25 protein-coding genes are annotated in these 26,033 nt (G+C 37.1%); 20 read left to right on the forward strand and 5 right to left on the reverse strand.

Going from position 1 to position 26,033, the window contains the following annotated elements; translation table 11 throughout:
• Positions 1-24 precede the first annotated feature (24 nt).
• The 3 genes from ACE939_RS15365 to ACE939_RS15375 form a co-directional block, all read right to left on the reverse strand.
• On the reverse strand, positions 25-354 hold the full coding sequence (locus tag ACE939_RS15365) for a MerR family transcriptional regulator (protein WP_378186585.1): 330 nt from the start codon (positions 352-354) through the stop codon (positions 25-27).
• Between the two features lie 2 nt (positions 355-356).
• Complete coding sequence (locus ACE939_RS15370) at positions 357-1,385, reverse strand: CapA family protein (protein ID WP_378186587.1); 1,029 nt, start codon at positions 1,383-1,385, stop codon at positions 357-359.
• 90 nt (positions 1,386-1,475) lie between these two features.
• Positions 1,476-2,453, reverse strand: coding sequence for a M23 family metallopeptidase (locus ACE939_RS15375; protein WP_378186588.1), 978 nt, complete (start codon positions 2,451-2,453; stop codon positions 1,476-1,478).
• Between the two features lie 198 nt (positions 2,454-2,651).
• On the opposite strand from ACE939_RS15375, the gene alaS reads away from it, so the two are divergent.
• Both alaS and ACE939_RS15385 read left to right on the forward strand, forming a co-directional pair.
• Complete coding sequence (gene alaS / locus ACE939_RS15380) at positions 2,652-5,288, forward strand: alanine--tRNA ligase (protein WP_378186589.1); 2,637 nt, start codon at positions 2,652-2,654, stop codon at positions 5,286-5,288.
• 57 nt (positions 5,289-5,345) lie between these two features.
• Entirely contained in the window at positions 5,346-6,293 is a 948-nt protein-coding gene (locus tag ACE939_RS15385; RefSeq protein WP_378186590.1) for a GSCFA domain-containing protein, read from the forward strand.
• Here ACE939_RS15385 and ACE939_RS15390 read toward each other — a convergent pair.
• Positions 6,282-8,051 carry an aromatic amino acid hydroxylase gene (locus ACE939_RS15390; protein WP_378186591.1) on the reverse strand — a complete coding sequence of 590 codons (1,770 nt, stop codon included), beginning with the start codon at positions 8,049-8,051 and terminating at the stop codon, positions 6,282-6,284. The two genes, ACE939_RS15385 and ACE939_RS15390, sit on opposite strands and share 12 nt — an antisense overlap.
• Positions 8,052-8,209: 158 nt before the next feature.
• On the opposite strand from ACE939_RS15390, the gene ACE939_RS15395 reads away from it, so the two are divergent.
• The 15 genes from ACE939_RS15395 (at position 8,210) to ACE939_RS15465 (ending at position 22,302) form a co-directional block, all read left to right on the forward strand.
• On the forward strand, positions 8,210-8,779 hold the full coding sequence (locus tag ACE939_RS15395) for a TetR/AcrR family transcriptional regulator (RefSeq protein ID WP_378186593.1): 570 nt from the start codon (positions 8,210-8,212) through the stop codon (positions 8,777-8,779).
• 94 nt (positions 8,780-8,873) lie between these two features.
• Entirely contained in the window at positions 8,874-9,947 is a 1,074-nt protein-coding gene (locus ACE939_RS15400; protein WP_378186594.1) for a 2Fe-2S iron-sulfur cluster-binding protein, read from the forward strand.
• Positions 9,948-10,011: 64 nt separating this feature from the next.
• Positions 10,012-10,968, forward strand: coding sequence for a 1,2-phenylacetyl-CoA epoxidase subunit PaaA (gene paaA / locus ACE939_RS15405; protein ID WP_378186596.1), 957 nt, complete (start codon positions 10,012-10,014; stop codon positions 10,966-10,968).
• Between the two features lie 10 nt (positions 10,969-10,978).
• The gene (gene paaB, locus ACE939_RS15410; protein ID WP_378186599.1) at positions 10,979-11,260 is read left to right on the forward strand and encodes a 1,2-phenylacetyl-CoA epoxidase subunit PaaB; all 282 of its coding nucleotides are present in this window, start codon (positions 10,979-10,981) and stop codon (positions 11,258-11,260) included.
• A 97-nt stretch (positions 11,261-11,357) separates the two neighbouring features.
• A complete protein-coding gene (paaC, locus tag ACE939_RS15415) occupies positions 11,358-12,125 on the forward strand; it encodes a 1,2-phenylacetyl-CoA epoxidase subunit PaaC (protein WP_378188459.1) in 768 nt (255 codons plus the stop codon).
• A gap of 56 nt (positions 12,126-12,181) precedes the next feature.
• Positions 12,182-12,682, forward strand: a complete 501-nt coding sequence (gene paaD, locus ACE939_RS15420; RefSeq protein ID WP_378186601.1) for a 1,2-phenylacetyl-CoA epoxidase subunit PaaD — start codon at positions 12,182-12,184, stop codon at positions 12,680-12,682.
• A gap of 36 nt (positions 12,683-12,718) precedes the next feature.
• Entirely contained in the window at positions 12,719-13,498 is a 780-nt protein-coding gene (locus tag ACE939_RS15425; RefSeq protein ID WP_378186603.1) for an enoyl-CoA hydratase-related protein, read from the forward strand.
• A gap of 164 nt (positions 13,499-13,662) precedes the next feature.
• Positions 13,663-14,868, forward strand: coding sequence for a 3-hydroxyacyl-CoA dehydrogenase NAD-binding domain-containing protein (locus ACE939_RS15430; protein ID WP_378186604.1), 1,206 nt, complete (start codon positions 13,663-13,665; stop codon positions 14,866-14,868).
• 14 nt (positions 14,869-14,882) lie between these two features.
• Entirely contained in the window at positions 14,883-15,269 is a 387-nt protein-coding gene (locus tag ACE939_RS15435; RefSeq protein WP_378186606.1) for a four helix bundle protein, read from the forward strand.
• 8 nt (positions 15,270-15,277) lie between these two features.
• A complete protein-coding gene (locus ACE939_RS15440; RefSeq protein ID WP_378186607.1) occupies positions 15,278-15,700 on the forward strand; it encodes a PaaI family thioesterase in 423 nt (140 codons plus the stop codon).
• A 283-nt stretch (positions 15,701-15,983) separates the two neighbouring features.
• Positions 15,984-17,195 carry a 3-oxoadipyl-CoA thiolase gene (gene pcaF / locus ACE939_RS15445; RefSeq protein WP_378186608.1) on the forward strand — a complete coding sequence of 404 codons (1,212 nt, stop codon included), beginning with the start codon at positions 15,984-15,986 and terminating at the stop codon, positions 17,193-17,195.
• Positions 17,196-17,528: 333 nt separating this feature from the next.
• The gene (gene paaZ / locus ACE939_RS15450; RefSeq protein ID WP_378186609.1) at positions 17,529-20,027 is read left to right on the forward strand and encodes a phenylacetic acid degradation bifunctional protein PaaZ; all 2,499 of its coding nucleotides are present in this window, start codon (positions 17,529-17,531) and stop codon (positions 20,025-20,027) included.
• A gap of 97 nt (positions 20,028-20,124) precedes the next feature.
• Positions 20,125-20,877 carry an enoyl-CoA hydratase/isomerase family protein gene (locus ACE939_RS15455; protein ID WP_378186610.1) on the forward strand — a complete coding sequence of 251 codons (753 nt, stop codon included), beginning with the start codon at positions 20,125-20,127 and terminating at the stop codon, positions 20,875-20,877.
• 25 nt (positions 20,878-20,902) lie between these two features.
• The gene (locus ACE939_RS15460) at positions 20,903-21,502 is read left to right on the forward strand and encodes a transferase hexapeptide repeat family protein (protein WP_378186611.1); all 600 of its coding nucleotides are present in this window, start codon (positions 20,903-20,905) and stop codon (positions 21,500-21,502) included.
• A 14-nt stretch (positions 21,503-21,516) separates the two neighbouring features.
• Positions 21,517-22,302 carry a DUF3050 domain-containing protein gene (locus ACE939_RS15465; protein ID WP_378186613.1) on the forward strand — a complete coding sequence of 262 codons (786 nt, stop codon included), beginning with the start codon at positions 21,517-21,519 and terminating at the stop codon, positions 22,300-22,302.
• 6 nt (positions 22,303-22,308) lie between these two features.
• Here the strand turns inward: ACE939_RS15465 and ACE939_RS15470 are convergent, their stop codons facing one another.
• Positions 22,309-22,782: an Lrp/AsnC family transcriptional regulator gene (locus tag ACE939_RS15470; RefSeq protein ID WP_378186615.1), complete on the reverse strand. Its 474-nt coding sequence runs from the start codon at positions 22,780-22,782 to the stop codon at positions 22,309-22,311.
• Positions 22,783-22,952: 170 nt separating this feature from the next.
• On the opposite strand from ACE939_RS15470, the gene ACE939_RS15475 reads away from it, so the two are divergent.
• From ACE939_RS15475 to ACE939_RS15485, 3 genes are all read left to right on the forward strand, one after another.
• Entirely contained in the window at positions 22,953-24,272 is a 1,320-nt protein-coding gene (locus tag ACE939_RS15475; protein ID WP_378186616.1) for a dihydrolipoamide acetyltransferase family protein, read from the forward strand.
• 119 nt (positions 24,273-24,391) lie between these two features.
• Positions 24,392-24,673: a GIY-YIG nuclease family protein gene (locus ACE939_RS15480; protein WP_378186618.1), complete on the forward strand. Its 282-nt coding sequence runs from the start codon at positions 24,392-24,394 to the stop codon at positions 24,671-24,673.
• 208 nt (positions 24,674-24,881) lie between these two features.
• Positions 24,882-25,970: a branched-chain amino acid aminotransferase gene (locus ACE939_RS15485; RefSeq protein ID WP_378186620.1), complete on the forward strand. Its 1,089-nt coding sequence runs from the start codon at positions 24,882-24,884 to the stop codon at positions 25,968-25,970.
• Positions 25,971-26,033: the final 63 nt, after the last annotated feature.

Genomic DNA, 26,033 nt, shown 5'->3' on the forward strand with positions numbered 1-26,033 from the left:
GAATTAAAATGATTGGGTGAATTATTATAAACTTTCTTTTATTTTAAGTAATTGTGCTTTGATCGACTCTAATTTACGAATTATATCAAAGCTCTCTAATGCTTCTAGCTTTTGTTCTTTTAAATGAACCTTTGCGCCATCTAGAGTAAATCCTCGTTCTTTTACTAGGTGGTAGATCAATTCTAGATTCTTAATGTCATCGGGAGTAAATTTACGATTTCCCTTTGCATTTTTTTTGGGTTTGAGAATGTCAAATTCTTTTTCCCAGAATCTGATTAATGAAGTGTTAACGGCGAATGCCTCTGCTACTTCACCAATACCATAGTACATTTTTTTTGGTAGTTCGACAAACATACTTACTTGTTTTCTTGAATAAAGCTCCCGTCTTCGTTAAAAATTAGCTTACTTTCAGGAAAATCTTCTTGGGTTAATTTACGAATTTCTTTTAATGCATCTTGCTTTTTATCAATAAAAGGATAGATTTCATCAATTTGCTTGGCAGAGTGCAGTTTACCTTTAATAAAATTGCCTTCTGTGTCAATTTGTATTGCTGCGATTGGTGCATATCCTTTAATTCCCCTAAGATTAAATCTTGAATATGTGCAAAAGTTACCTAGGCTATATGCAATAAATTTATTGTTGTAAACTTCAAAAGCACGCGCTACATGAGGACCATGACCTAAAATTACATCGGCACCACTATCAATCATTGTATGAGCAAATGTATATACGTTACCTCTGTCTTCTCCATAAAACCGTTCGGTTTTTCTGGTTACGTGTGTGTGATCTGCACCTTCGGCACCGCCGTGAAAGGAAACGATCACAATATCCACTTTGCGAGCAAGCTCTTCTACAATTGCTTTTGCCTTGGATATGTTTTGTATTTTTAAACAATCTTTATTAGGTGCAAATGCACAAAATCCATAAGTAATTCCATTTTTTTCGAAAATTACAGAAGGTTGTGCAAAGATTCCTGCATAGGCAATCATGTGTTTCTTTAGTGTTTTTGCAGTATTTTCGATGCCAATAGCTCCAAAATCACCAATATGATTATTTGCAATACTCATAACATCAAAGCCAGCTGCTTCTAGAAATTCTCCATATTTTTCTGGTGATCTAAAAGAATAGCATTTTGATGGGTCAGAACAATGCTTTGCGTTTTCTCCTTCGTCGGTTAATGTACCCTCGAGGTTTCCGAACAGAATATCCGCTTGTTGCAATATAGTTTGTACGTTATCAAAAGGTCCCTCGTTTTTTGGTGGTAAGTAGCTTGCATTCGGGAAATTTGTACCCATCATGATATCACCAACAGCCATTAATGTTATAAAGTCAGGAGTAGTTAATTCTTGCTGTGCAATAATAGCCTGCTCGACAAGATTCGACATTGAGTCTAAAACTTTTTGAGGGAATTTTTGGGCGTTACTCGTGATGGTAAAGCTAATAAAAAATGCAAGGAGCAGGGCTTTGCGCATAGTCTAATCTAAAGTTTCATTGATAAGAGAGGAAGCCTTGAGCATTTCATTAAATTCTTCAGAGGTTAAACTTCCGTAATAAAAATTTCTAGGATTAATACGTTCTCCGTCCTTAAAAATCTCATAATGTAAATGAGGAGCTACAGATCTACCTGTACTACCTACATATCCTATAATATCTCCACGTTTTACTTTTTGTCCTCTTTTAACGTTGTATTTGCTCAAATGAGCGTATAAACTTACGTAATTAAAACCATGATCAATACGTATATGTTTTCCATAGCCTGTAGAGTTGGCATCGGCTCTTTTTACGATACCATTACCCGAAGCATAAATTGGTGTTCCTGTAGGGGCAGAAAAATCCATTCCATGATGAAATTTTCTAGCCTTGGTAAAAGGATCATTACGCCATCCATACCCAGAAGCCATACGTTTAAGGTCAGAATTTTGGATAGGTTGAATGGCAGGTATGGTTGCTAACAATTCCTCCTTCTGTTCGGCAAGGTTAGCTATTTCATCAAGTGACTTAGATTGCACCACAATTTGTTTGGTCAATTTATCTAAGCGCTTGTTGCTTTCGATAATCATTTCAGAATTATCAAAACCTTCTAGATTTCTATATCGATTTATACCACCAAATCCTGCATTACGCAGTTCTTGTGGTATGGGTTGTGCTCCAAAATATAACCGATAAATATTATCATCTCTTTCTGCAATCTCTCTCAAAATATTCTCGTCGCGTTTCAAACGATTGTTTAGAATATCAAACTGCAGCTCCATATTTTCTAATTCTCTTCTATATGCTTTTTCTTTGGGTGTTTCTAGTTGAGGAATGTTGAGATAAATCACTAATAAGATAAAGCCTGCTAAAAAAGTACCCAACACACCAATCAGTGCTAAGCCAAGTTTGCGGCCTTTTTTTTGCTCAATTTTACGATACGAAAGCGTATCGCTATCATAGTAATATTTAACCTTTGACATAATTTAAAATATGCTATTTTTGCAGGGTACCAGCCAAAAATGGCTTTATTGAACCCAGTTGAACGGAACAAATATAAGAAATTGTTGTAAAGTCTAACACAATCTAGCAATAATGCTACTGTAATACCACGTTAAAATGGTGTGAATTAGCAGGTAGACAAACATAGGTGTATAGCCAAAAATATAGTACAAAAGCGCATGAAATCTCAAGAAATTAGAAATACATTTTTAGAATTTTTTACTTCAAAACAGCATACAATTGTCCCCTCGGCTCCAATGGTTATAAAGGATGATCCAACTTTGATGTTTACTAATGCGGGGATGAATCAATTTAAAGAGTATTTTTTAGGTAATGGTATCCCAAAAAATAATCGCTTAACAGACACGCAGAAATGTCTGCGAGTGAGTGGGAAACATAATGATCTTGAAGAGGTTGGTATGGATACGTATCACCATACGATGTTCGAAATGTTGGGTAACTGGAGTTTTGGAGATTATTTTAAAAAAGAAGCGATCCACTGGGCTTGGGAACTTTTGACCGACGTATTTAAAATTGATAAGGATATTTTATATGTTTCCGTTTTCGAAGGTGCAAAAGAAGATGGTTTAGGCATGGATCAAGAAGCGTACGATTTATGGAAAGCTATTGTGCCCGAAGAGCGAATTATCATGGGTAATAAAAAAGATAACTTCTGGGAAATGGGAGATCAGGGACCATGCGGACCTTGTTCTGAAATACATGTGGATATACGATCACCCCAAGAAAAGGCTAAAATTCCTGGACGTGATTTGGTAAATGCTGATCATCCTCAGGTAGTCGAAATCTGGAATCTGGTTTTTATGCAGTTTAACCGTAAAGCAGATGGATCTCTAGACAAACTCCCCGCGCAACATGTTGATACTGGTATGGGATTTGAACGCTTATGTATGGTGCTGCAGGGACAACAATCCAACTATGATACCGATGTGTTTACGCCGCTTATCAGAGAAATTGAGACAATAACTAATGCCAAATATAATAAGGATAGTGATCCACGTAAAAATGATGGTAAGGTGAGTGTAGCGATTCGTGTAATTGCAGATCATTTAAGAGCAGTTTCTTTTTCTATAGCAGATGGTCAGTTACCTAGTAATACTGGAGCAGGCTATGTGATTCGTAGAATTTTACGTCGTGCAATACGGTATGGTTTTACGTTTTTAAATACTAAAGAACCTTTTATATATAAGTTGATAGAAACGTTAAGTGCTCAAATGAGCGATGCATTTCCCGAACTTAAATCTCAAAAAAACCTAATAACCAATGTAATCCGTGAAGAAGAACAATCTTTCTTACGTACCTTGGATCAAGGATTGTCTCTCTTGGATACTGTCATTGCTAATACTAAAGATAAGATGGTATCTGGCAAAGAAGCATTTGAATTATATGACACCTACGGATTTCCAATAGATTTGACAGCTTTAATTCTTGGTGAACAAGGCTATGCTTTAGACGAAGCAGGTTTTGCAGCAGAGTTACAAAAACAAAAGGATAGATCCAGAGCAGCATCCAAAGTATCTGCAGGGGATTGGAATATTTTACAAACGAATCAACCAGAGACTTTTGTTGGGTATGATACGCTAACATCGGCCGTACAAATCACACGATATAGAAAAGTACAAAGTCAAAAAGATGGTGCGCTGTATCAAATCGTATTGGATAAAACTCCTTTCTATCCCGAAGGTGGAGGGCAGGTAGGAGATAAAGGGTACCTAGAGGCTGCTAACGGAGATGTTGTTTACATAATTGATACCAAAAAAGAAAATAATCTTATTATACATATAACCAAAAGTCTACCCGATGCTATAGATGCTACCTTTAACGCAGTTGTCGACTCAAAGCAACGGGGTCGAACAGCTGCAAATCACACTGCAACCCATTTATTGCATCAAGCCCTACGATCGGTACTGGGCACCCATGTCGAACAAAAAGGTTCTATGGTGCATAGCGGAAATCTACGTTTTGATTTTTCTCATTTTGCCAAAGTTACTGCAGAAGAGTTAAAAGAGGTTGAAGATTTTGTAAACGCTAGAATAAGAGAGGGTTTGTCCTTAGAGGAACAACGAGGTATTTCATACGACCAAGCTATTAAAGAAGGAGCAATTGCATTATTTGGAGAAAAGTATGGAGATGAGGTAAGAGCTATTCGTTTTGGAGACTCTATGGAGCTTTGTGGTGGTACTCATGTACAAAACACAAGTGCTATATGGCATTTTAAAATAGTATCAGAGGGTGCAGTAGCTGCTGGGATTAGGCGTATTGAAGCGATTACACAAGATGCTGCAAAAGAATATTTCACCTCACAATCAGACGCCTTTTCTGAAATTAAAAAAGTGCTTAAGAATGCCAAGGATCCAGTAAAAGCAATCCATACCTTGCAAGAAGAAAATACGCAACTTAAAAAACAGATGGAATCACTGCTTAAAGATAAAGCAAGAAATCTCAAAAGTGAACTCAAACTCGAATTTGAAGAAATCAATGGAGTCAAATTTTTAGCAAAAGCAGTAGATCTTGATGCAGCAGGGATTAAAGATCTTTCTTTTGAGTTAGGTGGAGAGATTGAAGATGTAGTTATAGTCTTGGGGACGGTATATGATGGCAAAGCTCTGTTGTCATGTTATATATCCAAACCTTTAGTCGAGGTAAAAGCGTTAAATGCAGGTAAGATTGTTAGAGAACTTGGTAGGTTTATTCAAGGAGGAGGAGGAGGACAACCATTCTTTGCTACAGCAGGAGGTAAAAACCCGCAGGGTATCAACGAGGCTTTAGAGCACGCCAAACAAGTTGTTTTTAATTAGAATTTTTGTAAAAGCAAAATTTCACTATTGTTTTAAAACCTACAAATAGTCGTATCTATGAATTTACAAACAAAAATTTCTTTATATCCTCAAGATCCTAAAATCGATTACAATAAGAATATAATGGCTTTAGGCTCTTGTTTTGCCGATAATATTGGAGAAAGATTTGCCTATTATAAATTTCAAGCACTTGTAAACCCTTTTGGTATTTTATTTCATCCAAAAGCTATAGAAACTTTTTTATGGATGACTACTCAGGACGAGCGTTATGTAGCAACTGACCTCTTTAACTTTAACGATCGTTGGCATTGTTTTGATGCACACTCAAAAGTTACTTCAACTAGTCAAGATGAGCTTTTGGAAATACTTAATTCTAAATTGATTGAGTCAAAGGCGCATCTTCAAAAATCTACTCATATTTTTATAACCCTTGGTACTGCTTGGGTGTACCGTCTCAAAGCAATGGATATGATCGTAGCTAATTGTCATAAAATTCCACAAAAAGAGTTTGATAAAGAGTTATTATCGGTAGAAGAGGTAGAACAATGCATTCAAAATTGTCTGCACTTTATTCGAAGTGTAAACCCACAATGTAACATAATATTTACGGTTTCGCCTGTGCGCCACAGCAAAGACGGATTTGTCGAAAATAACAGAAGTAAGGCGCATCTGTTAACCGCGATACATAATGTAGTAAGTCAAGAAGAGAGAGTAAACTATTTTCCTGCTTATGAAATCGTAATGGACGAACTAAGAGATTATCGTTTTTATAAGCCAGACATGTTACATCCTACAGAAACTGCAATCCAATACGTATGGGAACGATTTATGGAAGTCTGGATTGATGAAAAAACACTTATAACTATGGGTAAAATTGAAGAGATTCAACGAGGGATCGCCCATCGTCCTTTTCAACCTAATAGCAAGCAACATCAAATATTTCTTCAAAATTTGGAAGAAAAGAAAAGATTGTTAAAACAAGAGTTTAGTTTCTTATCCTTTTAAAACTTCTTCTTTAACTTGAGCGATCGCCAAACCACCATTAATCAAATGTCGAATTTGAGGTCTTGCTTGCGCAATTTTGTGTAATCTTTCTTTTATCAGCAAAGCAAAAGAAGGATCGCGGTCAACCACTAATTCATAAATTTCTAATGCCAAAAGCCATTCGTTAGGATACTGTTGTTCTAATAAATCAAATACAGCTTCAAGTGAAAATTTAGAGTTTTTTCCATTTCTAATAGTACTTACCGAGAGGTATAGGTCATGTAAAGCTAACTCACTAGCACTATAGCTAGGTATAGCAGATGATTTCTCGGGTTCGTGCGTAACGAGGTTAAAAGAATAATCATCTGCGGGTCCAGAAAATGCGGATATAATTTCTTTGCCAACAGCCAAGTCAAACGTTCCATACTCAGGTTTAAAAAGTACCTCATCCTTATATTTAATAGTACACTCACTAAATTGGATTAAGATAAGTTCTCCCTTAATATTACGTATTCCTGTTATGTTTAATCCAGCGATGGTAATGCCACTCTCAAATTCAAATTCAATATATTCTCCATCATAAAAATGATATGCCTTTAAATCTCTAGGTGACATATTTTCTATGGCAAGGTTTATGCCTTTTAGCTTCCCAAGAGGAGATCTAAAACCATTAGGATGTTGGTCAATACCATGACCGGTAACTTCTTTTTCACGATAGGCCAAGGCTGTTGGTCCTGTTGTCTCAAAATAAATTACCTCGTTATCTTCATTCTTGAGCATACGTGTAAAAACACCTGATACTTGCAGGCCTGTACTTAGCTCAATAGTCCCTAAATTTTCAGATTCTATTAGTTTTGCTAATCCTCGATGGCCTCCTTTACGCAGTGCCATAGTATTTGCAAATTCTTCGAGTACTTGACTCAAATATGCAAAATCGGGTGTAACAAAGAGCTGAGGTTGGGGTTTTGTGATATCAAAATCTTGAAAAGCAGCTTCTGGCGAATATGGTAGCTTTTGCACCTTATCGGTCATACACCATTCACTCTCACCAATTGATGAAAGTAAACCAGCTCCATAAATTTTAGGATTTTCAACAGTTCCAATTAGTCCATACTCAACAGTCCACCAATGTAAATTACGTAACAAAGCCATTTCTGAAGGTTCACTTTTCTCGTTTTGTAAGGCAATAATCTTGGCTTCAGTATCGTCAATCAAGGCTTGATGCTGCTCTTTTGATTCTTTTAGGATAGACAGTAAACGCACCGCCTCGTACATTTCATAATCTTTTTTTGATGATATGGCTTTAGAGCCAATTTTACCAAAACGTCTCAAATATTCTGCATAATCAGGATTAGCTATAATTGGAGCATGTCCCGCCGCTTCATGAATGATATCTGGAGCAGGTGTATACTCAATATTTTCCAATTGTCGAATATCTGATGCAATAACCAAAATGTTATAGGCTTGAAACTCCATAAAAGCATTAGGTGGGATAAAGCCATCTACCGCAACAGCAGCCCATCCAATTTCTTTCAAAATACGATTCATTCCATACATACTTGGTATGGTGTCTACAGAAATCCCGGTTTGTTTTAATCCTTCCAAATAAGAGTGGTGTGCTACTTTTTGAAGCGTTTGGATATTTTTACGCATAACATAGCGCCAAACAGCTTGATTGATCGGGGTGTAGTTATCATAATTTTGTGGCTTCACAAATTGAACTAAATGTGGCGGAAGCTTATCTATCAATGGGTTTGATGGAATAGTGTTAGTAGACATATTGGTAAATTATTCGATCCTGTAAACAAAGGCAAAATTTAGAGCTTTATTTTTACATTTTATACACTTTTGGCCTAGTAATTTGTACCAAGTTACATCGGTATTATGCAAATCTGATTTTAAAAGTTATTTTTGAAGAGTAGACAAGTACGTAACGCATGAAACCAGAAAGTAGAAAAGAAGAAATTATTAAAGCAGCAGCAATATTGTTTAAAGAAAAAGGGTATAGTGCCGTAACAATGCGGGACTTGGCAAGTGCTATGGGGATTAAGGCAGCGAGTTTATATAACCATATTCAATCAAAACAAGAAATCCTCTCTGATATCATCATTAGCCTAGCAGAAGAGTTTTCTATGGGAATTAATGCTATCAACGCCTCAACAAACAATGCTATACAAAAATTAGAGAAAATAATAGAGTTGCATATTGACGTAACCCTGCGCAATGCAGAGGGGTTAGCGTCTCTTAATAATGATTGGATGCATCTCGAAGAGAACAATCTCCTGTACTACGAGAAGATGCGTAGAGAATACGAAGATATTTTTAGAGAAATCGTTAAAAAGGGGATTAGAAATGGCGATATCAAAACATTTGATGTAGAGATCATAGTATTTTCGACATTATCAACGCTTAGAACCCTGTACTTATGGTATCCTAAACAAAAAAAAATCAATCCAGAGCTACTCAAACACGATATGATTACGGTGCTATTAAAAGGGTTAGTTTAAAAATCGAGATACTGGTAAATTAACAATCAAAATTTGTTTTTAAAACTAACAAACGTTAGTTTTGTTATAAATTAAACGTACTTGATTAAAATTTATGCAAACATTTTATAAAGTCAAAGTAGCTGATGCTCAAAAAGAAACAAAGGATTGTACCTCAATAACTTTTGATATACCAGCTGCTTTAAAAGAAAAATTTTCTTACAAACAAGGTCAATACTTGACGTTAAAGGCAATTATTAATAATGAAGAGGTGCGTCGCTCGTATTCTTTATGTTCTAGTCCAGTAGAGGACATGTGGCAAGTTGCTATTAAGAAAATTAATGGAGGTGTTTTTTCTTCATTTGCGTGTAATGAGCTTAACGTTGGTGATGAAATTGAAGTGTTGCCACCCAATGGTAATTTTTATACAGAGGTTGATGCGACCAAAGCAAAAAGCTACATCGTATTTGCTGCGGGTAGTGGGATTACTCCTATTTTATCCATTATAAAGACACATTTGGCAATGGAGCCCAACAGTACGTTTAAGCTCTTTTATTTGAATCGTACGGCAAAATCGATTATCTTTAAAGAGGCGATTGAAGCATTGAGAAACAAATACTTCGGAAGACTTGAAATTTTTTATTTTTTAACAAAAGAGCAACGGGATATTCCTCTATTGAATGGAAGATTTACTTCAGATAAATTAAAAGAAATTACGTCCAAGTTGATGAATGTCTCTGAAGTGGATGAGTGCTTTATTTGCGGTCCCGAGGAAATGATATTTTTAATACGTGATACCTTGCAAGAAGCTGGATTGGACAAGAATAAAATTCATTATGAATTATTTTTCTCAGGAGCAACCGATCAGGATAAAAAAAATGCAGCCAAAGCTATCGAACATAAATATGAAGGGACTCATGTAACCATTATTGATGGAGGTAAAGAATTTCACTTTGATATGGGTGATGAGTACGATAATATTCTCGATGGAGCGCTTGCTGCAGGAGCAGATTTACCATTTGCATGTAAAGGTGGTGTTTGTAGTACCTGTAAGTGTAAAGTGGTAGATGGAGCCGTAGAGATGAAAATTAATTATGCTCTTGAAGAAGACGAGGTAGCCAAAGGATTGGTACTCTCTTGTCAAGCTGTTCCAACCACAGAAAAGGTAGTGGTTGATTTTGATGTATAAAAAACTTATTGTTCTCAAATTTATGAAAGTAGAGCAATGCTAAATAATTTAATACGAAGATGTTATGAGTGATAAAGAGATTAAAAATTTAGAAGAGATTTTTGAGCAACGTATTGCTCGTGATGAAAAAATTGAGCCCAAAGATTGGATGCCAGAGAAGTATCGTAAAACGCATATAAGACAAATATCTCAACATGCACATTCTGAAATTATTGGGATGTTGCCAGAAGGTAATTGGATAACACGCGCACCCTCGTTACGACGCAAAGTAGCTTTATTGGCAAAAGTTCAAGACGAAGCTGGTCATGGATTGTATTTATACAGTGCTTGTGAAACACTGGGTATTTCAAGAGAAGAGTTGTACGAGCAATTACATTCTGGAAAAGCAAAATATTCTAGTATTTTTAACTACCCAACGATCACATGGGCCGATATGGGAGCTATTGGATGGTTGGTAGATGGTGCTGCAATTATCAATCAAGTACCGTTATGTAGTACTTCTTATGGACCGTATGCACGTGCGATGATTCGCGTTTGTAAAGAAGAGAGTTTTCACCAACGTCAAGGTTTTGAAATTATGATGAAACTTGCACAAGGTGCACCCGAGCAAAAAGAACTAGCGCAAGATGCACTAAACCGATGGTGGTGGCCTTCACTTATGATGTTAGGTCCAACAGATGCCGAATCGGTACATACAGAGCAATCGATGAAATGGAAATTGAAACGTAAAACGAATGACGAATTGCGTCAACAATTTATCGATCAAACTGTGCCACAAGCAGAATTAATAGGGTTGACCATACCAGATCCAGACTTAAAATGGAATGAAGAACGTCAAAGCTATGATTTTGGCGAAATCAATTGGGATGAGTTTTGGCAAGTTGTCAAAGGTCATGGGCCATGTAATAAAGAAAGACTTTCTGCACGTGTTAATGCATGGGAAGAAGGCGCATGGGTACGCGATGCAGCAGTAGCATATGCCGAGAAACAAGAAAAAAACAAACTTAAACAAGCAATTTAATAGCATACTCATGAAAAATTGGCCACTTTGGGAAATATTCGTAAGAAGTAAAAATGGATTAGAACACCGTCATTTTGGAAGTTTACATGCTGCTGATGCAGAAATGGCTTTAGAAAATGCGCGAGATGTGTATACACGTCGAAGCGAAGGTGTAAGTATATGGGTAGTTGAATCAAATAATATTACCGCTTCAAACCCAGAACATAATGGAGAATTATTTGAGCCTGCTCATGACAAAGTGTATAGGCATCCTACATTTTACGAGCTACCCGATGAGGTAAAGCATATGTAAATACTTAGAATTAAAGATTAGTAGATGTACTTTTCTTTAATTTTATACTATGCAATTATCAAGAATTAATATAATAGAATCACGTGCTAAAATGAAAATGAATACAACAGATACTTCCGAGGTTTTAATTCAGTATATTTATGGAATTGCAGACAATGCTTTAATTCTTGGGCAACGATTATCAGAACTATGTGGACATGGGCCAAGCTTAGAAACGGATATAGCGGGAACAAATATAGCGTTGGACTTACTCGGGCAAACACGAAGTTACTATCAATATGCCGCACAGCTTAAAGGAGATGAAACGACCGAAGATGATATAGCATATCTGCGTACCGAGCGAGAATATAAAAACGTACTACTTGTAGAACAACCCAATACTCATTTTGGATATGTGATTGCGCGGCAATTTTTATATGATGTTTTTCACGTCTTAGTCTTAGAAGCCTTACAAAATAGCACAGATCTTACACTAGCCGCTATCGCCAAAAAAAGTATCAAAGAAGTTCGTTACCATCAACGATTTTCTTCAGATTGGATCAAAAGACTTGGAGACGGGACACCTGAGAGTCATAATAAAATTCAAGAAGCTATGGATACTTTATGGACTTATACAGATGAGTTATTTCATATGACCGAAGCAGATATTAAGGCTGTAGAGATGGGGATTGGTGTAGATGTAAGTGTACTTAAAAACGACTACTACACACGTGTGCGTGATATTTTAGAACGCTCAACCTTACAAATTCCTGAAATGAAATGGTTTCAAAAAGGGGGTAAACAAGGAATCCATACCGAGCATATGGGATATTTACTTGCAGATTTACAATACATGCAGCGCACCTATCCAGGTATGAAATGGTGATAAGTCCATTAAGCAAGCCGACTACCCTGTTGAATTAAGAACTAGCGTTACAATCAATGACATCAATACAACAACATATCGCAGCAGATTTAATTTCGATATTAGAAAAAGTTTCTGATCCAGAAATTCCTGTCTTATCAATTATGGATATGGGAGTTGTACGCACTGCAAAATACGTTGGAGATATAGTAGCGGTAGAGATCACACCCACCTACAGTGGTTGTCCAGCAATGGATGTTATAGGAGATGATATTATTGCTGCCTTTGCCAAAAAAAATATCGAAGCCAAAGTTTCACTCGTACTCTCACCAGCGTGGACTACCGATTGGATTACCGAGAGAGGTAGAAAAGCGTTAGAAGCGTACGGAATTGCTGCTCCATTAGACGAGGTAGCAGATAAACAAGTACTTTTAGGGGATAAGCGCTTAGTAAAATGCACCAATTGTGGATCTACTAATACTAAAATGGTAAGTCAATTTGGCTCGACAGCATGCAAAGCATTATTCAAATGCGACGATTGTCAAGAACCATTTGATTATTTCAAATGCTTAAAATAAAATAACAGCAATTATTTATTAAACACACACAACTTAATGAGCTCAATACTTGTAGAATTTCACAACGGAATAGCAAAAATAATATTTAATCGTCCCGAAGCTTTTAACAGCTTTAATCGTGAGATGGCATTTTTACTACAGGATGCTTTAGATAAATGTACGGTAGATGCCAAGGTGCGTGCCATAGTACTCACGGGTAACGGTAAAGCTTTTTGTGCAGGTCAGGACCTTAAAGAGGTTACCTCTCCCGAGCTTAATCCAGGTTTCAGAAAAATTCTTGAAGAACACTATAATCCAATCATCACACGCATACGTGCCATAGAAAAACCTATCATAGCTGCAGTTAATGGGGTAGCAGCAGGTGCTGGTGCTAATATAGCGTTGGCATGTGACATTGTGGTAGCTACCGAGCAGGCTAGCTTTATTCAAGCTTTTAGTAAAATAGGACTTGTGCCAGATAGTGCAGGAACATTCTTTTTACCTAGACTTATTGGTTTTCAAAAAGCATCAGCCTTAATGCTATTGGGCGATAAAGTAGATGCAAAACAAGCTGAAAGTTTAGGCATGCTCTATGAAGTTTATACTACAGAAACCTTTGAAGAAGAGTATATGAAGTTAGCAATGAAGTTGTCCAAAATGCCAACTAAAGCCCTTGGGTTAACCAAAAGATTACTCAATTCATCTATGACTAATACTGTAACAGAACAATTAGCGTTAGAGTCAGAATTACAAATAGAAGCGGCAGAGACTGACGATTATGCAGAGGGCGTAACCGCATTTGTAGAAAAACGTAAGCCAATTTTTAAAGGAAAATAAATATAAATAAACACCTGTCTGGCGAGTGTACAGCGCCCAAGTATACATTACTTGGATACAAAGAAAACCTTTGAAAATAATAACTTGCTTTGACAGCTCGCTACGTGTTTACAGTACCGTCAACCATACGTGCAAACGAGATGGTATATTATAAAATTAAAAGTATGATTAAAAAAGTAGGAGTAATAGGATCAGGAACGATGGGTAGTGGTATTGCACAAGTAGCAGCCACTGCTGGATGTACCGTAAAATTATACGATACTAACGTAACTGCTTTAGAAAAAAGCAAAGTAACGTTAGAAAAAGTACTCACGCGATTGGTTGAAAAAAATAGAATTGATGAGACCGAAAAATTACGAATACAAAATAACATCTCCTATGTAACATCTCTCAAGGATCTTAGGGATAGAGAATTGACCATAGAAGCCATTATAGAAAATCTTGAGATCAAACAAAAAGTATTTTCAGAACTCGAGACCTATGTAACAGATACCGCGATCATCGCATCAAATACATCCTCCTTGTCCATAGCATCTATAGCTGCTTCATTGCAAAAACCCGAGCGTTGTATTGGTATACATTTTTTTAATCCAGCACCCTTAATGCAATTGGTAGAAGTTATTCCGGCAATTCAAACAGCCGATCCAGTGTTAACCACTATTACGCAAACCATAAAGGATTGGAAAAAAGTAGTAGCGGTAGCCAAAGATACTCCGGGATTTATAGTAAATCGTGTAGCACGTCCATTCTATGGTGAGGCATTACGTATGTATGAAGAAGGAATTGCCGACATCGCCACTATCGATCAAAGCTTAAAAACATTGGGCGGATTTAGGATGGGACCTTTTGAACTTATGGATTTTATCGGTAACGACGTAAATTATACCGTAACCGAAACCGTTTTTGGAGCTTTCTACTTCGATCCGCGATACAAACCATCATTTACCCAAAAACGCTTGTCAGAAGCAGGCTATCTTGGTCGCAAAACAGGTAAAGGGTATTATCAATATGATACCAACGGTAAGATCATTGCTCAAAACATTACCAGTAAAAGCGGTGCAAATACCAATACAACCGACTCACAAGAGGAAATATCTACATATATTTTTGATCGTGTATTAGTTATGCTCATTAACGAAGCAGCTGATGCGCTTTTTTGGAATATAGCTTCGGCACAAGATATCGATAACGCTATGACCAAAGGAGTCAACTATCCCAAAGGATTACTGCAATGGGCAGATCAAAAAGGTATTGATTGGTGCGTAGCTCAGCTCGATGCTCTTTACGACGAATATCACGAAGACCGATATCGATGCAGTCCCTTATTAAGAAAAATGAAAAAAAACAACAATAATTTTTTTGTTAACTAGCGTCCCAAATTGATATGAAAACAGAACAAAATAAAAATCCTTTTAAATTTGAAGACCTAATTATTTATAATAAATCGTTAGAGTTTGGGGAATCCGTACACAAACAAATAAGCAAATTTCCTAACGAAGAACGAGCACGCTTAGGATTGTTTTTTGGCAATGCTGTTGATGCTCTCGCTATTAACATAGCGGTAGGATCAGAAAATAGTAAAGCAACATTTCTCTTAGCCCTCGAGGATGCTTCAAACGCAGCCTATGAGTGCATAGTGTGCAGTACCAAAGCAAAATTGAGAAATTATATCTCTCAAGAAGAAGATGCAAAGAATAGAGAAGATGTAGTAGAACTGATTAAGATGATAACATCCTTTAAAAATCACATTCAAACCAAATTAGAATCCTAAAATAATTCATGGCAGAGCATAAAATAGATAGTTTGCAAATTCCTCATCATATGCTTAATCAAGATGCATATAGTCAATGGCTAGGTATACAAGTATTAGAGGTGAAAAAAGGACACTGCAAAGTAGGTATGACGATACGTAAAGAAATGCTCAATAGCATGAACAAAGCACACGGAGGCATTTCTTATAGCCTGGCAGATACTGCCTTTGGCTTTGCAGCAAATACACATGGTAAATATGCAGTTTCTATCGAGACTAGTATTAATCATATCGAAGCACTCGAAGAAGGAGATTATATCACAGCCGAAGCAGTGACCGATATTGTTAAAACAAAAGTAGGTTTTAATATTGTCGAGGTAAAGCGAGGCGATCAGATTGTAGCATTATTTAAAGGAGTAGTTTATAGAACAGGAAAAGATTGGGAAGGATAAAAGATAGAACAAATCAACACAGTAGATCCAATGCCAAAAAAAGCAATGTAGAAAGTGTGATTGTTTAGTTAGAGCTTAAGAAAGTAAAAAAAGCCAACAGCCACATGTGCGATTTGATACGGCTTCAGGAACATTTAATGTAATAATTAACTAAACTAATTCTAATTTTTATAACAGCTATACGAACTTCAAAAAATAAAAATAAATCATAAATTTGGTTACAGACCATTTCCGAACAAACCTCGGTAAGCTGTATTCAAAATTTTTATTCGAAAACAACATTATGGAAGCATATATAATTGACGGAATACGAACACCAATAGGAAGTTACAAAGGAACTCTATCAGCCGTACGAACAGACGATCTGGGAGCTATGGTAATTCAAAAATTAGTCGAAAACAACCCAGCAATCCCCAAAGAAGCATTTGACGATGTAATTATGGGTTGTGCAAATCAAGCAGGAGAGGACAATCGGAATGTAGCACGTATGGCTGCATTATTAGCCGGGTTACCATTTACAGTGCCAGGAGAAACCGTAAATCGACTATGTAGTTCAGGGTTATCAGCAATCATACACGCTAATAGAGCTATCAAGGCAGGCGATGGAGACCTATTTATTGCAGGAGGTGTCGAGAATATGACAAGAGGTCCATACGTTATTGCAAAACCCTCAACAGCTTTTGGTACCGATGCAAAAATGTATGATTCCAGTTTTGGATGGCGTTTTGTCAATAAAAAAATGCATGATCTCTACGGCACAGATGGTATGGGTAATACAGCTGAGAATTTGGTAGAGAAATATAATATTAGTCGTCAAGATCAAGATGCATTTGCCTACCGTAGTCAAATGAAAGCTACAAAAGCACAAGAAGCTGGACGATTTGCTAAAGAAATTATGACTGTTGAGATTCCGCAGCGCAAAAAAGATCCGATCCTCTTTTCACAAGACGAATTTATAAAACCCACCACAACCAAAGAAATTTTGGCAAAATTGCGACCCGCATTCAAATCGGATGGTAGTGTAACTGCAGGAAACTCTTCTGGTCTTAATGATGGTGCTGCTGTTACCTTGATTGCGTCTCAAGATGCAATACAAAAATACAACCTAAAACCCTTAGCGCGTATAGTAAGTTCTGCAGTAGTAGGGGTAGAACCCCGCATAATGGGAATCGGACCTGTACAGGCATCCAATAAAGCATTGGCAAAAGCCGGAATAACGATGGCAGATATTGATATCATCGAACTTAATGAAGCCTTTGCTTCACAAGCCTTAGCATGTATTCGAGAATGGGGATTGGCAGATGATGATGCACGAATAAATCCAAATGGAGGTTCTATAGCTATTGGTCATCCACTAGGAGTTACAGGAGCAAGATTAGCATACTCGGCAGCCCTAGAATTAAAGGAGCAAAACAAACGATACGCACTAATTACAATGTGTGTAGGAGTAGGGCAAGGATATGCTGCCGTGATTGAGAATACAAATTTGAAGTAGATAAAATAGTATGTTTCTAAAGAGTATAAATTGTGATATTTATAGAGAAATGAGTTCTGCATATGCAATTGTAGATACTATATATACAATAATACACAGTACTTATACTTTTATATATACCTTGTGTGATAGAATCGATAAATCCTCTGTAACAATGGATAACACGGCTATAAAAAAGGAAAATACGCGCCAAGTAACACATACTACAGTTTAAAAAAACCAGTACGCAAAGATTGTCGAATTAGCATACCAACAAAATAACAAAGCAAACTATAACAATACAACAAACAAATAAAAAAACCGTTTCGGTTTCGAAAGTATAAAAATAGCGTAATGAACAAACTTGAAAATTATATTAACGGTAAGTGGGTAGCAGGTTCTGGCGACGGTACCCCAATGTATGATGCGGTTACAGGCGATATTATAGCACTCTCAACAACAGATGGACTAGATATCCCAGCAGTGCTTCACTACGGTAGAACCAAAGGAGGCGAGGTACTACGTAAAATGACTTTTCAAGAGCGGGGTAATATGCTCAAAAAATTAGCCCTATACCTTACCAAACGTAAAGAGCAATTTTACGAATTAAGTTACAGATCAGGAGCCACACGCGTAGACAGTTGGATAGATATCGAAGGAGGATTTGGTAATTTATTTGCCAATGCATCATTACGCAAACTCTTTCCTAACCAATCCTATCATGTCGAAGGGGATCCAATCGATCTCTCTCGTGGTGGACGTTTTATGGCACATCATATACTCGTACCAAAGCGAGGCGTAGCTGTGCATATTAACGCCTTTAACTTTCCAATATGGGGAATGTTAGAAAAATGCGCCGTGAACTGGATGGCAGGCGTACCCGCAGTGGTTTTACCAGCGCCACAAACAGCCTATTTAACAGAGGCAGTCGCACGCGTAATCATAGATTCAGGTATTTTACCAGAAGGTGCGCTGCAATTGTTAAGCGGTATGACTAAGTCTATTTTGGATACAGTTGAATCACAAGACGTTGTCACATTTACCGGATCTGCACATACAGGGCGTATCTTAAAAGCACATCCAAGATTGATAGAAGAGTCAGTACCCTTTACAATGGAAGCCGATTCTTTGAATGCATCTATATTAGGTAAAGATGCAGTCGTAGGTACGCCAGAGTTTGATTTATTTATCAAAGAAGTACGTAAAGAAATGACCGTAAAAAGCGGTCAAAAATGTACAGCCATACGACGTGTTATTGTACCATCAGACCGTATCGAAGACGTACAGATAGCCTTAGCTAATCAATTAAACAAAATCACCATAGGAGATCCACGACTTAAAGAAGTACGCATGGGAGCTTTAGCAAGTAGGCAACAGGTAGAAAGTTTTAAGAATAATGTTTCTGAAATAGCTAGAACGGCGCAATTAGTATATGGAGATCTAGACAAAATTGAAACACTAGGAGCAGATGCACAAAAAGGCGCATTTGTAAGCCCAATACTTCTTAGAGAAGACGATCCGTTTAATAATACAAACGTACATGAGATTGAGGCCTTTGGACCAGTAGCAACTCTAATGCCGTACGATACACTCCAAGAAGCAGTAGCACTATCACAGAAAGGGAAAGGATCACTCGTATCTTCAATATTCACCTATGACGACAGCATAGCCAAAGAATATATTGTAGAGGCAGCCTCACATCATGGACGTATCCTAGTAGGTAACCGCGAAAATGCAAAACAAAGTACTGGTCATGGATCACCCCTACCCATGCTTACCCATGGCGGACCAGGTCGTGCCGGCGGAGGCGAAGAAATGGGAGGTATGCGCGGTATCAAACACTATATGCAACGCTGTGCCATTCAAGGGACCCCAACCACACTAACTGAAGTAACCGGTATCTATCAAGCAAACAGCGCTTACAAAGAAACCGATAAACATCCATTTGCATACCATTGGGAAGATATCGAACCTGGGATGTCGCTCAAAACCCATAAGCGAACCATCACAGATACCGACATTATTAATTTTGGTAATTTAACCTGGGATCACTTTTATGCACATACCGATATCACATCACTAGAAGGTAGTATCTTTGAACAACGAACAGCACACGGTTACTTTATTTTAGCCGCAGCAGCAGGATTGTTTGTATATCCTAATAAAGGTCCAGTAGCTGCAAATTATGGATTGGAAGAATGCCGATTTTTACGTCCAATCTATCACAACGATACCGTATATGTACGATTGACATGTAAACAAAAGATTGATCGTGATCACCGCGGAGAAGACTTACCTAGCGGAATTGTAAAGTGGTTTGTCGAAGTTTTTGATCAAGAAGAAGAACTTGCAGCAGTAGCCACAATATTGACGATGGTACAAAAAAAATCACCATTTATACACATTGATCGCTCCAACATCACAAAATACCTTGATAAGCTCAATGAATCGTCAGTACCACAATGGGGCTTGATGAGCGCACAGCATATGGTAGAACATTTTGAAAAAAGTTTTAAGATGGCTGCAGGGAGTTATCAAGATTTTGAAATTGCCACACCAGAGCAGTATTTAGACCGCGTAAGAGAAATGGTGTTTAATCACGAGCCAATGCCAAAGGGGCACAAACATCCTTTAATGAAAGAAGATGAACTTGATCCTTTAACACACGTAGATCTAAAAACGGCCAAAGAAAGACTATTAGAAGCGTATGATGCATACATCGCATATTTTAAAGAAAATCCAGAGGCAGTTACCAAAAACGCCGTATTTGGTATGATGAATCGTTTTGAGTGGGATTTGCTTAATGTGAAACATTTTAACCATCATTTTACCCAGTTCAATTTACTGGATTAATAAATGAGCAATCAAAAACATAGAATAACAAAAAGTAAAACTGGTTTATTTGATACCATATACTTTACTATTTTTCAATTAAAATTTATCATTACCCATGACAGCACCTTACGTAAAATTAGATGTTAATAATAAAATAGGAACGATTGAGTTTTTTCATCCTGCACACAATTCGTTACCGGGTGATATATTGGCACAATTAGCAGATACTATAACCCGTGCAGGAGAGGATGAGGCAATAAAAGTAATTATCCTTAAAAGTGGAGGTGAGCGTACCTTTTGTGCAGGAGCTAGTTTTAAAGAATTGATAGCAATCAACGATGCAGAAACTGGAAAGGTATTTTTCTCGGGCTTTGCCAATGTGATCAATGCCATGCGCAAATGTCCCAAGTTTATAATCGGTCGTGTACAAGGTAAAACAGTAGGAGGTGGCGTAGGCGTAGCATCTGCAACAGATTATTGTATGGCAACACAATACGCCGCAATTAAATTAAGTGAGTTAAATATAGGAATCGGTCCCTTTGTTGTAGGACCAGCGGTAGAACGTAAAATGGGGTTATCAGCAATGTCACAGATTGCAATAGATGCCAATACTTTTTATGATGCACAATGGGCAAAACAAAAAGGATTATTTACTCAGGTCTATGAGGATACCAAAACCTTAGACGAAGAAGTGTTAAAGTTCGCAACACATCTCTGTACCTATAATCCAGAAGCCATTAAAGAAATGAAAAAAATCTTTTGGGAAGGGACAGAAGATTGGGATACCAAATTAGCAGAGCGTGCTGTAATAAGCGGTAAATTGGTGCTGTCAGCATTCACAAAAGAAAAATTGAAAGGATTTAAATAAAATTTATCACTACAATATTTAAACTATGATCTATTCCTTTAAAGGCTATATTCCAGTAGTACACGAGAGTAGCTTTGTACATCCATTAGCTGCAGTAACTGGTAATGTAATTATTGGTAAGAATTGTTACATAGGTCCAGGTGCTGCAATTCGTGGAGATTGGGGAGAGATTATTCTAGAAGATGGAGTCAATGTACAAGAAAACTGTACGGTACATATGTTTCCTGGAAAATCAATAGTTTTAAGAGAAAGTGCGCACGTGGGTCACGGAGCGGTTATTCATGGAGCCAACTTGGGACGTAACTGCCTGATCGGAATGAATGCGGTGATTATGGATGATGCTCAGATCGGAGATGAGTGTATCGTAGGAGCCATGTCTTTTGTTAAAGCAACAAGTATTTTTGACAACCGAAGTTTAATTGTTGGGAATCCTGCGAAAGTAATCAAAGAAATTAGCGACGAAATGATTGCTTGGAAAACTAAGGGTACTCAATTATATCAACAATTACCTCAGGATTGTTTCGAATCGTTAGTCGAGGTTGAACCTTTAAGAGAAGTCCCAAAAGACAGACCAACACAAGAAGCATTCTATAAAACATTAGAAGCGTTTAAAACAAAGAAGTAAAGTGTATTAAAGTTATGTCACATATTGAAGAAGCGATAAAACAATTACAACCCTTAAGAGAAAAGTTACTTAATCATCCGTTGTACGATCACATAGCAACGATTGATGATTTAAAACATTTTACTGAAACACATGTTTTTGCGGTTTGGGACTTTATGTCATTATTAAAGGGCTTACAGCAGCATTTAACCTGCGTTTCCTTACCGTGGGTACCATCGGCAAACCCCAAAACACGAAGATTCATTAATGAAATAGTATTGGGAGAAGAAAGTGATGTAAATGCAGCAGGACAGTCTATGAGTCATTATGAAATGTACTTGGAGGCCATGCATGAGGTTGGGGCGGATACCTCTGTAATCGAAAAATTTGTAGCTCATATTGCCCAGTCTTATACCTTATCTCAAGCATTTGATACGATAACAATACATCCTGCAATACAGCAATTTGTGCACTTTACTTTTGAAGTGTTAGCAACAAAAAAACCTCATGTTATAGCAGCTGTCTTTACCTTCGGTCGAGAAGATTTAATTCCTGACCTCTTTATCGCCTTGGTAAAAGGTCTTGCAAAAGATAAAGAGCAAAAACTGGATAAGTTAGTGTACTATCTAGAACGACATATTGAACTTGACGGAGATGAACATGGGCCTCTTAGTTTGGCTATGGTCAAAGAGCTTTGTCAGGATGATGCTTTAAAATGGGAGGAGGTAACAAAGTTTAGCTTATTAGCCTTACAAAAAAGAATAGAATTATGGGATGGCATTTATAGCACAATAATACAAGCCAAATCGATGCTCGTTTAAAATAATTTAGGAAAGCAAATTTTTCAGATTGAGTTTTGTAGTTTGTTTTCCTTTGGATAATGCCACATAGCTTTGTACACTACCTAGATACGGCAGTAAAGTGAGCTTCGTAATAATGAATTGTTCATAGGCTTCAACATCTTCTACAACTAATTTGAGAAGGTAATCAAAATTGCCCGTTACCCGATGGCATTCTACCACTTCAGGAAAATCGTTAATCTGTTTTACAAACTTTTCTAGATAACTCCGCGTATGCCCTTGTAAAGTAATCCCAATAAAAACGGTCTGTTTAAAACCTACCATCTTTTCATTTAATAAAGCCGCATACTTATCAATATATCCTTCTTTTTCTAATTTTTTGATACGTTCAAATACAGGAGTTGTTGACATTTTTAACTCCTCCGCCAAACTTTTGGTAGTACGATTACTATTTTCTTGGAGTAATTCGAGAATCTTTATATCGGTTGTATCTAGTTTCAAAGGATAAATATTTTGGTGAATGTATTTTTTGTATAATCAAAAAGAAAAAACAAATATATTTTATCAAAAGTAAAGAAAAAAACACTACTTATAATTAAATATAAAGGCGTATTTGAACTAAAATTAAAGATGTTTGTTATTTTTACTTAAATAGAAGAATTTCAAAAAAGATGTCAAGAATAGAATTAAAAATGCCTAAAATGGGCGAAAGTATTTCGGAAGCTACCATTATTAATTGGCTCAAAAATGTAGGTGATGAGATAGTAGCAGATGAGACAATTTTAGAAGTAGCCACCGACAAAGTCGATACAGAAGTTCCAGCGCCTAGTTCGGGTATTCTAATTGAAATTCTATTTGAAGCCAACGAAGTTGTTGAGGTTGGTACCGTGATCGCGATTATTGACGAAGATGCATCGGTAGCATCTGGTGCTACCAGTTCAAAGAAAGAAAAAACAGGTAAAACCGAAAAAAAAGAGGTAAAGCAAGAAGTATCAGCTGCAAGAGCTAGTTCTCAGTCAATCAATACTGCATTTACTACAGGAACTTCAAATCCCGATGCTTTTTTATCACCCTTAGTACTTAGCATTGCACAAAAGGAACATCTATCCTTGCAAGAAGTGCAAGCAATACAGGGGACTGGAACCGACGGGAGAATTAGAAAAAGCGATGTGATTCATTACTTAAAAAACAGAAAACACCCTTTGCCCAATACACCCGCAGTGGCAACACCTCAGGTTCCTGTTTCAAGTTATAAGGCGCCTCCCATCTCTTTTGATCAAAGCAAAGATCGTATCGTAGAGATGGACCGTATGCGTAAAATGATTGCCGATCATATGGTATATTCAAAACATACCTCTCCACATGTTACCAGTTATATCGAGGTAGATGTGACCAATATGGTAAACTGGCGCAATGCTGTGAAACATGATTTTCAGGAAAAATACGGAGAGAAATTAACTTTTACACCTCTATTTGTCGAGGCGGTGTCCAAAGCTATTCTCGCTTACCCTATGATCAATGTATCAGTCGATGATAAAAAAATCATTGTACACAAAGATATTCATATTGGTATGGCAACAGCCTTACCTAGCGGAAATTTAATCGTACCTGTAGTGCGCAATGCCGACGAAAAGAATTTATTAGGTCTTGCTAAAAATGTAAACCATCTAGCTACCAATGCACGTGAAAATAGTTTAAAACCAGACGAAGTACAAGGCAGTACCTTCACAATATCTAATGTAGGAACATTTGGTAGTTTAATGGGTACACCTATTATTAATCAACCCGAAGTAGCAATTTTGGCCTTAGGGATTATAAAAAAACGACCAGAAGTTATCACAACAGACAAAGGCGATGAAATAGCCATACGAAGTATGATGTATTTATCCTTATCCTTTGATCATCGTGTGGTAGACGGATTTTTAGGGGGTTCATTTTTACGTAAGATAGGAGATGAGTTAGAGGCATTTGATAGTAAACGAGAGATTTAAAAAGAGTTAGTTGTGGCTGGAGGTCTCGACTCCGCTCGACCTAGAATTGAAATAGTATGAATTAACTAGAAAAAAAATTTTGATTAAAATGTATTGGGTTTATATACTTCTTTGTTCAGATGGATATACCTATACGGGAGTCACAAATAATCTATAACGAAGATTCGAAGAACACCAAAAAAGAAAAAAATAAAAGCTGTTTCACTTATAAAAGAAGACCTGTTCAACTTGTTTTTAATCAGGAATTCAATGATGTCGAGCAAGTAATTTATTTCGAAAAGAAAATTAAGAAATGGAGCGCTAAAAAGAAATTGGCTTTAGCAGATGAGAATTTTGATCTTTTGCAATTATTAGCAGAATGTCGTAACAAAACACACGCTAATAATAAACGTAACGATTGAAAATAAGGTTTCGATTCCGCTCGACCTTACAATTGAAGAAAGAGAAATAAGACGAATGGCGCGACATTACAATTTAATAGAAGTAAAAAATATTAAAATTTGAAATAAGTTAAAAACCTGAACCTAACTATCGAAGTTACGTGGCATGAAGCGTCACAAAAGTTAAATAATAATATATCATAATACCGAAGTATAAACACTAATAACCATGAGCAGCAATACGCAACATACTATTAAAATTACAAAAACGACAACCTCTGGATTGGCAGCGATTGACTTTGCAAATATTCCGTTAGGACAAACATTTACCGACCATATGTTTATTTGTGATTACAAAGATGGTACATGGCATGCTCCTCGCATAGAACCATTAGCAATGATTCCTACGCATCCAGCAGCTATGGCATTGCATTATGGACAAGCTATTTTTGAAGGCATGAAAGCAACAGTTGGTAATAATAATACTCCGCTATTATTTAGACCCGAAGAAAATGCAAAGCGTTTTAATACCAGTGCAGCTCGTCTGGGGATGCCAGCAGTACCTACCGATTTGTTTGTCGAAGCTGTGAAACAATTAGTAGCCGTCGAGCACCAATGGATACCACCCCAAGAAGGTAGTGCTTTATATTTAAGGCCTTTTATGTACGCCGATGAACCTTTTATTGGAATGCGCGCCGCTACGAGTTATAAATTTATAGTGATTTGCTCTCCCGCAGGTCCGTTCTTTACTAAGAAAATTCGATTGTATGCAGAAACCGATTATATCCGTGCGGCTGCTGGTGGTACAGGCGAAGCCAAAGCTGCAGGGAATTATGCCGCTGCAATATTGCCCACTGAAAAAGCCAAAGCCAAAGGATTTGATCAAGTATTATGGCTAGACGCAAATGAGCATAAGTATATCCAAGAGGTGGGAACCATGAATATCTTTTTTAAAATAGAAGGTAAATTTATCACTCCAGAAACCGATGGGTCTATTCTTAAAGGAATTACACGTGATAGTGTCATCACTTTATTACGAGACAAAGGATTTGAGGTAACGGAACGACCGATAACTATCGACGAAATTATGTTATCTGCTAGTGAAGGAAAGTTAGAAGAAGCATTTGGAACAGGTACGGCTGTAGCGATAGCGATGGTCGAAGCTATAGGATACAAAGAGGAGGTAATAACATTGCCTCAAAGTAATCCTGTGAGTATGGATGTAAAAAGTACTATTGATGCAATTAAAACGCAAGCCATTGAGGATCGGTTTGGGTGGATAGTACCAGTTGATGTTGCCGTAGAAAGCTCAAACTAAGTATAGCAAATATAAGAGGCAAGGGATAGTCGTGACATCCTTTTGGTTATCCGTCAAGCGGAA

It is taken from the genome of Aquimarina rhodophyticola, from assembly GCF_042434915.1.
GTDB lineage: Bacteria > Bacteroidota > Bacteroidia > Flavobacteriales > Flavobacteriaceae > Aquimarina.

What these genes read in the sequence shown, in the direction of transcription:
- ACE939_RS15370 (WP_378186587.1), bottom strand. Translation starts at nt 1,385, where the DNA reads ATGTCGAATCTTGTCGAGCAGGCTATTATTGCACAGCAAGAATTAACT.
- ACE939_RS15435 (WP_378186606.1), top strand. Translation starts at nt 14,883, where the DNA reads ATGAAAACAGAACAAAATAAAAATCCTTTTAAATTTGAAGACCTAATT.
- pcaF (WP_378186608.1), top strand. Translation starts at nt 15,984, where the DNA reads ATGGAAGCATATATAATTGACGGAATACGAACACCAATAGGAAGTTAC.
- ACE939_RS15455 (WP_378186610.1), top strand. Translation starts at nt 20,125, where the DNA reads ATGACAGCACCTTACGTAAAATTAGATGTTAATAATAAAATAGGAACG.
- ACE939_RS15395 (WP_378186593.1), top strand. Translation starts at nt 8,210, where the DNA reads ATGAAACCAGAAAGTAGAAAAGAAGAAATTATTAAAGCAGCAGCAATA.
- ACE939_RS15430 (WP_378186604.1), top strand. Translation starts at nt 13,663, where the DNA reads ATGATTAAAAAAGTAGGAGTAATAGGATCAGGAACGATGGGTAGTGGT.
- ACE939_RS15375 (WP_378186588.1), bottom strand. Translation starts at nt 2,453, where the DNA reads ATGTCAAAGGTTAAATATTACTATGATAGCGATACGCTTTCGTATCGT.
- paaZ (WP_378186609.1), top strand. Translation starts at nt 17,529, where the DNA reads ATGAACAAACTTGAAAATTATATTAACGGTAAGTGGGTAGCAGGTTCT.
- ACE939_RS15365 (WP_378186585.1), bottom strand. Translation starts at nt 354, where the DNA reads ATGTTTGTCGAACTACCAAAAAAAATGTACTATGGTATTGGTGAAGTA.
- ACE939_RS15475 (WP_378186616.1), top strand. Translation starts at nt 22,953, where the DNA reads ATGTCAAGAATAGAATTAAAAATGCCTAAAATGGGCGAAAGTATTTCG.
- ACE939_RS15385 (WP_378186590.1), top strand. Translation starts at nt 5,346, where the DNA reads ATGAATTTACAAACAAAAATTTCTTTATATCCTCAAGATCCTAAAATC.
- ACE939_RS15480 (WP_378186618.1), top strand. Translation starts at nt 24,392, where the DNA reads ATGGATATACCTATACGGGAGTCACAAATAATCTATAACGAAGATTCG.
- paaD (WP_378186601.1), top strand. Translation starts at nt 12,182, where the DNA reads ATGACATCAATACAACAACATATCGCAGCAGATTTAATTTCGATATTA.
- ACE939_RS15485 (WP_378186620.1), top strand. Translation starts at nt 24,882, where the DNA reads ATGAGCAGCAATACGCAACATACTATTAAAATTACAAAAACGACAACC.
- paaA (WP_378186596.1), top strand. Translation starts at nt 10,012, where the DNA reads ATGAGTGATAAAGAGATTAAAAATTTAGAAGAGATTTTTGAGCAACGT.
- ACE939_RS15390 (WP_378186591.1), bottom strand. Translation starts at nt 8,051, where the DNA reads ATGTCTACTAACACTATTCCATCAAACCCATTGATAGATAAGCTTCCG.
- ACE939_RS15460 (WP_378186611.1), top strand. Translation starts at nt 20,903, where the DNA reads ATGATCTATTCCTTTAAAGGCTATATTCCAGTAGTACACGAGAGTAGC.
- paaC (WP_378188459.1), top strand. Translation starts at nt 11,358, where the DNA reads ATGAATACAACAGATACTTCCGAGGTTTTAATTCAGTATATTTATGGA.
- ACE939_RS15425 (WP_378186603.1), top strand. Translation starts at nt 12,719, where the DNA reads ATGAGCTCAATACTTGTAGAATTTCACAACGGAATAGCAAAAATAATA.
- paaB (WP_378186599.1), top strand. Translation starts at nt 10,979, where the DNA reads ATGAAAAATTGGCCACTTTGGGAAATATTCGTAAGAAGTAAAAATGGA.
- ACE939_RS15440 (WP_378186607.1), top strand. Translation starts at nt 15,278, where the DNA reads ATGGCAGAGCATAAAATAGATAGTTTGCAAATTCCTCATCATATGCTT.
- ACE939_RS15465 (WP_378186613.1), top strand. Translation starts at nt 21,517, where the DNA reads ATGTCACATATTGAAGAAGCGATAAAACAATTACAACCCTTAAGAGAA.
- ACE939_RS15400 (WP_378186594.1), top strand. Translation starts at nt 8,874, where the DNA reads ATGCAAACATTTTATAAAGTCAAAGTAGCTGATGCTCAAAAAGAAACA.
- alaS (WP_378186589.1), top strand. Translation starts at nt 2,652, where the DNA reads ATGAAATCTCAAGAAATTAGAAATACATTTTTAGAATTTTTTACTTCA.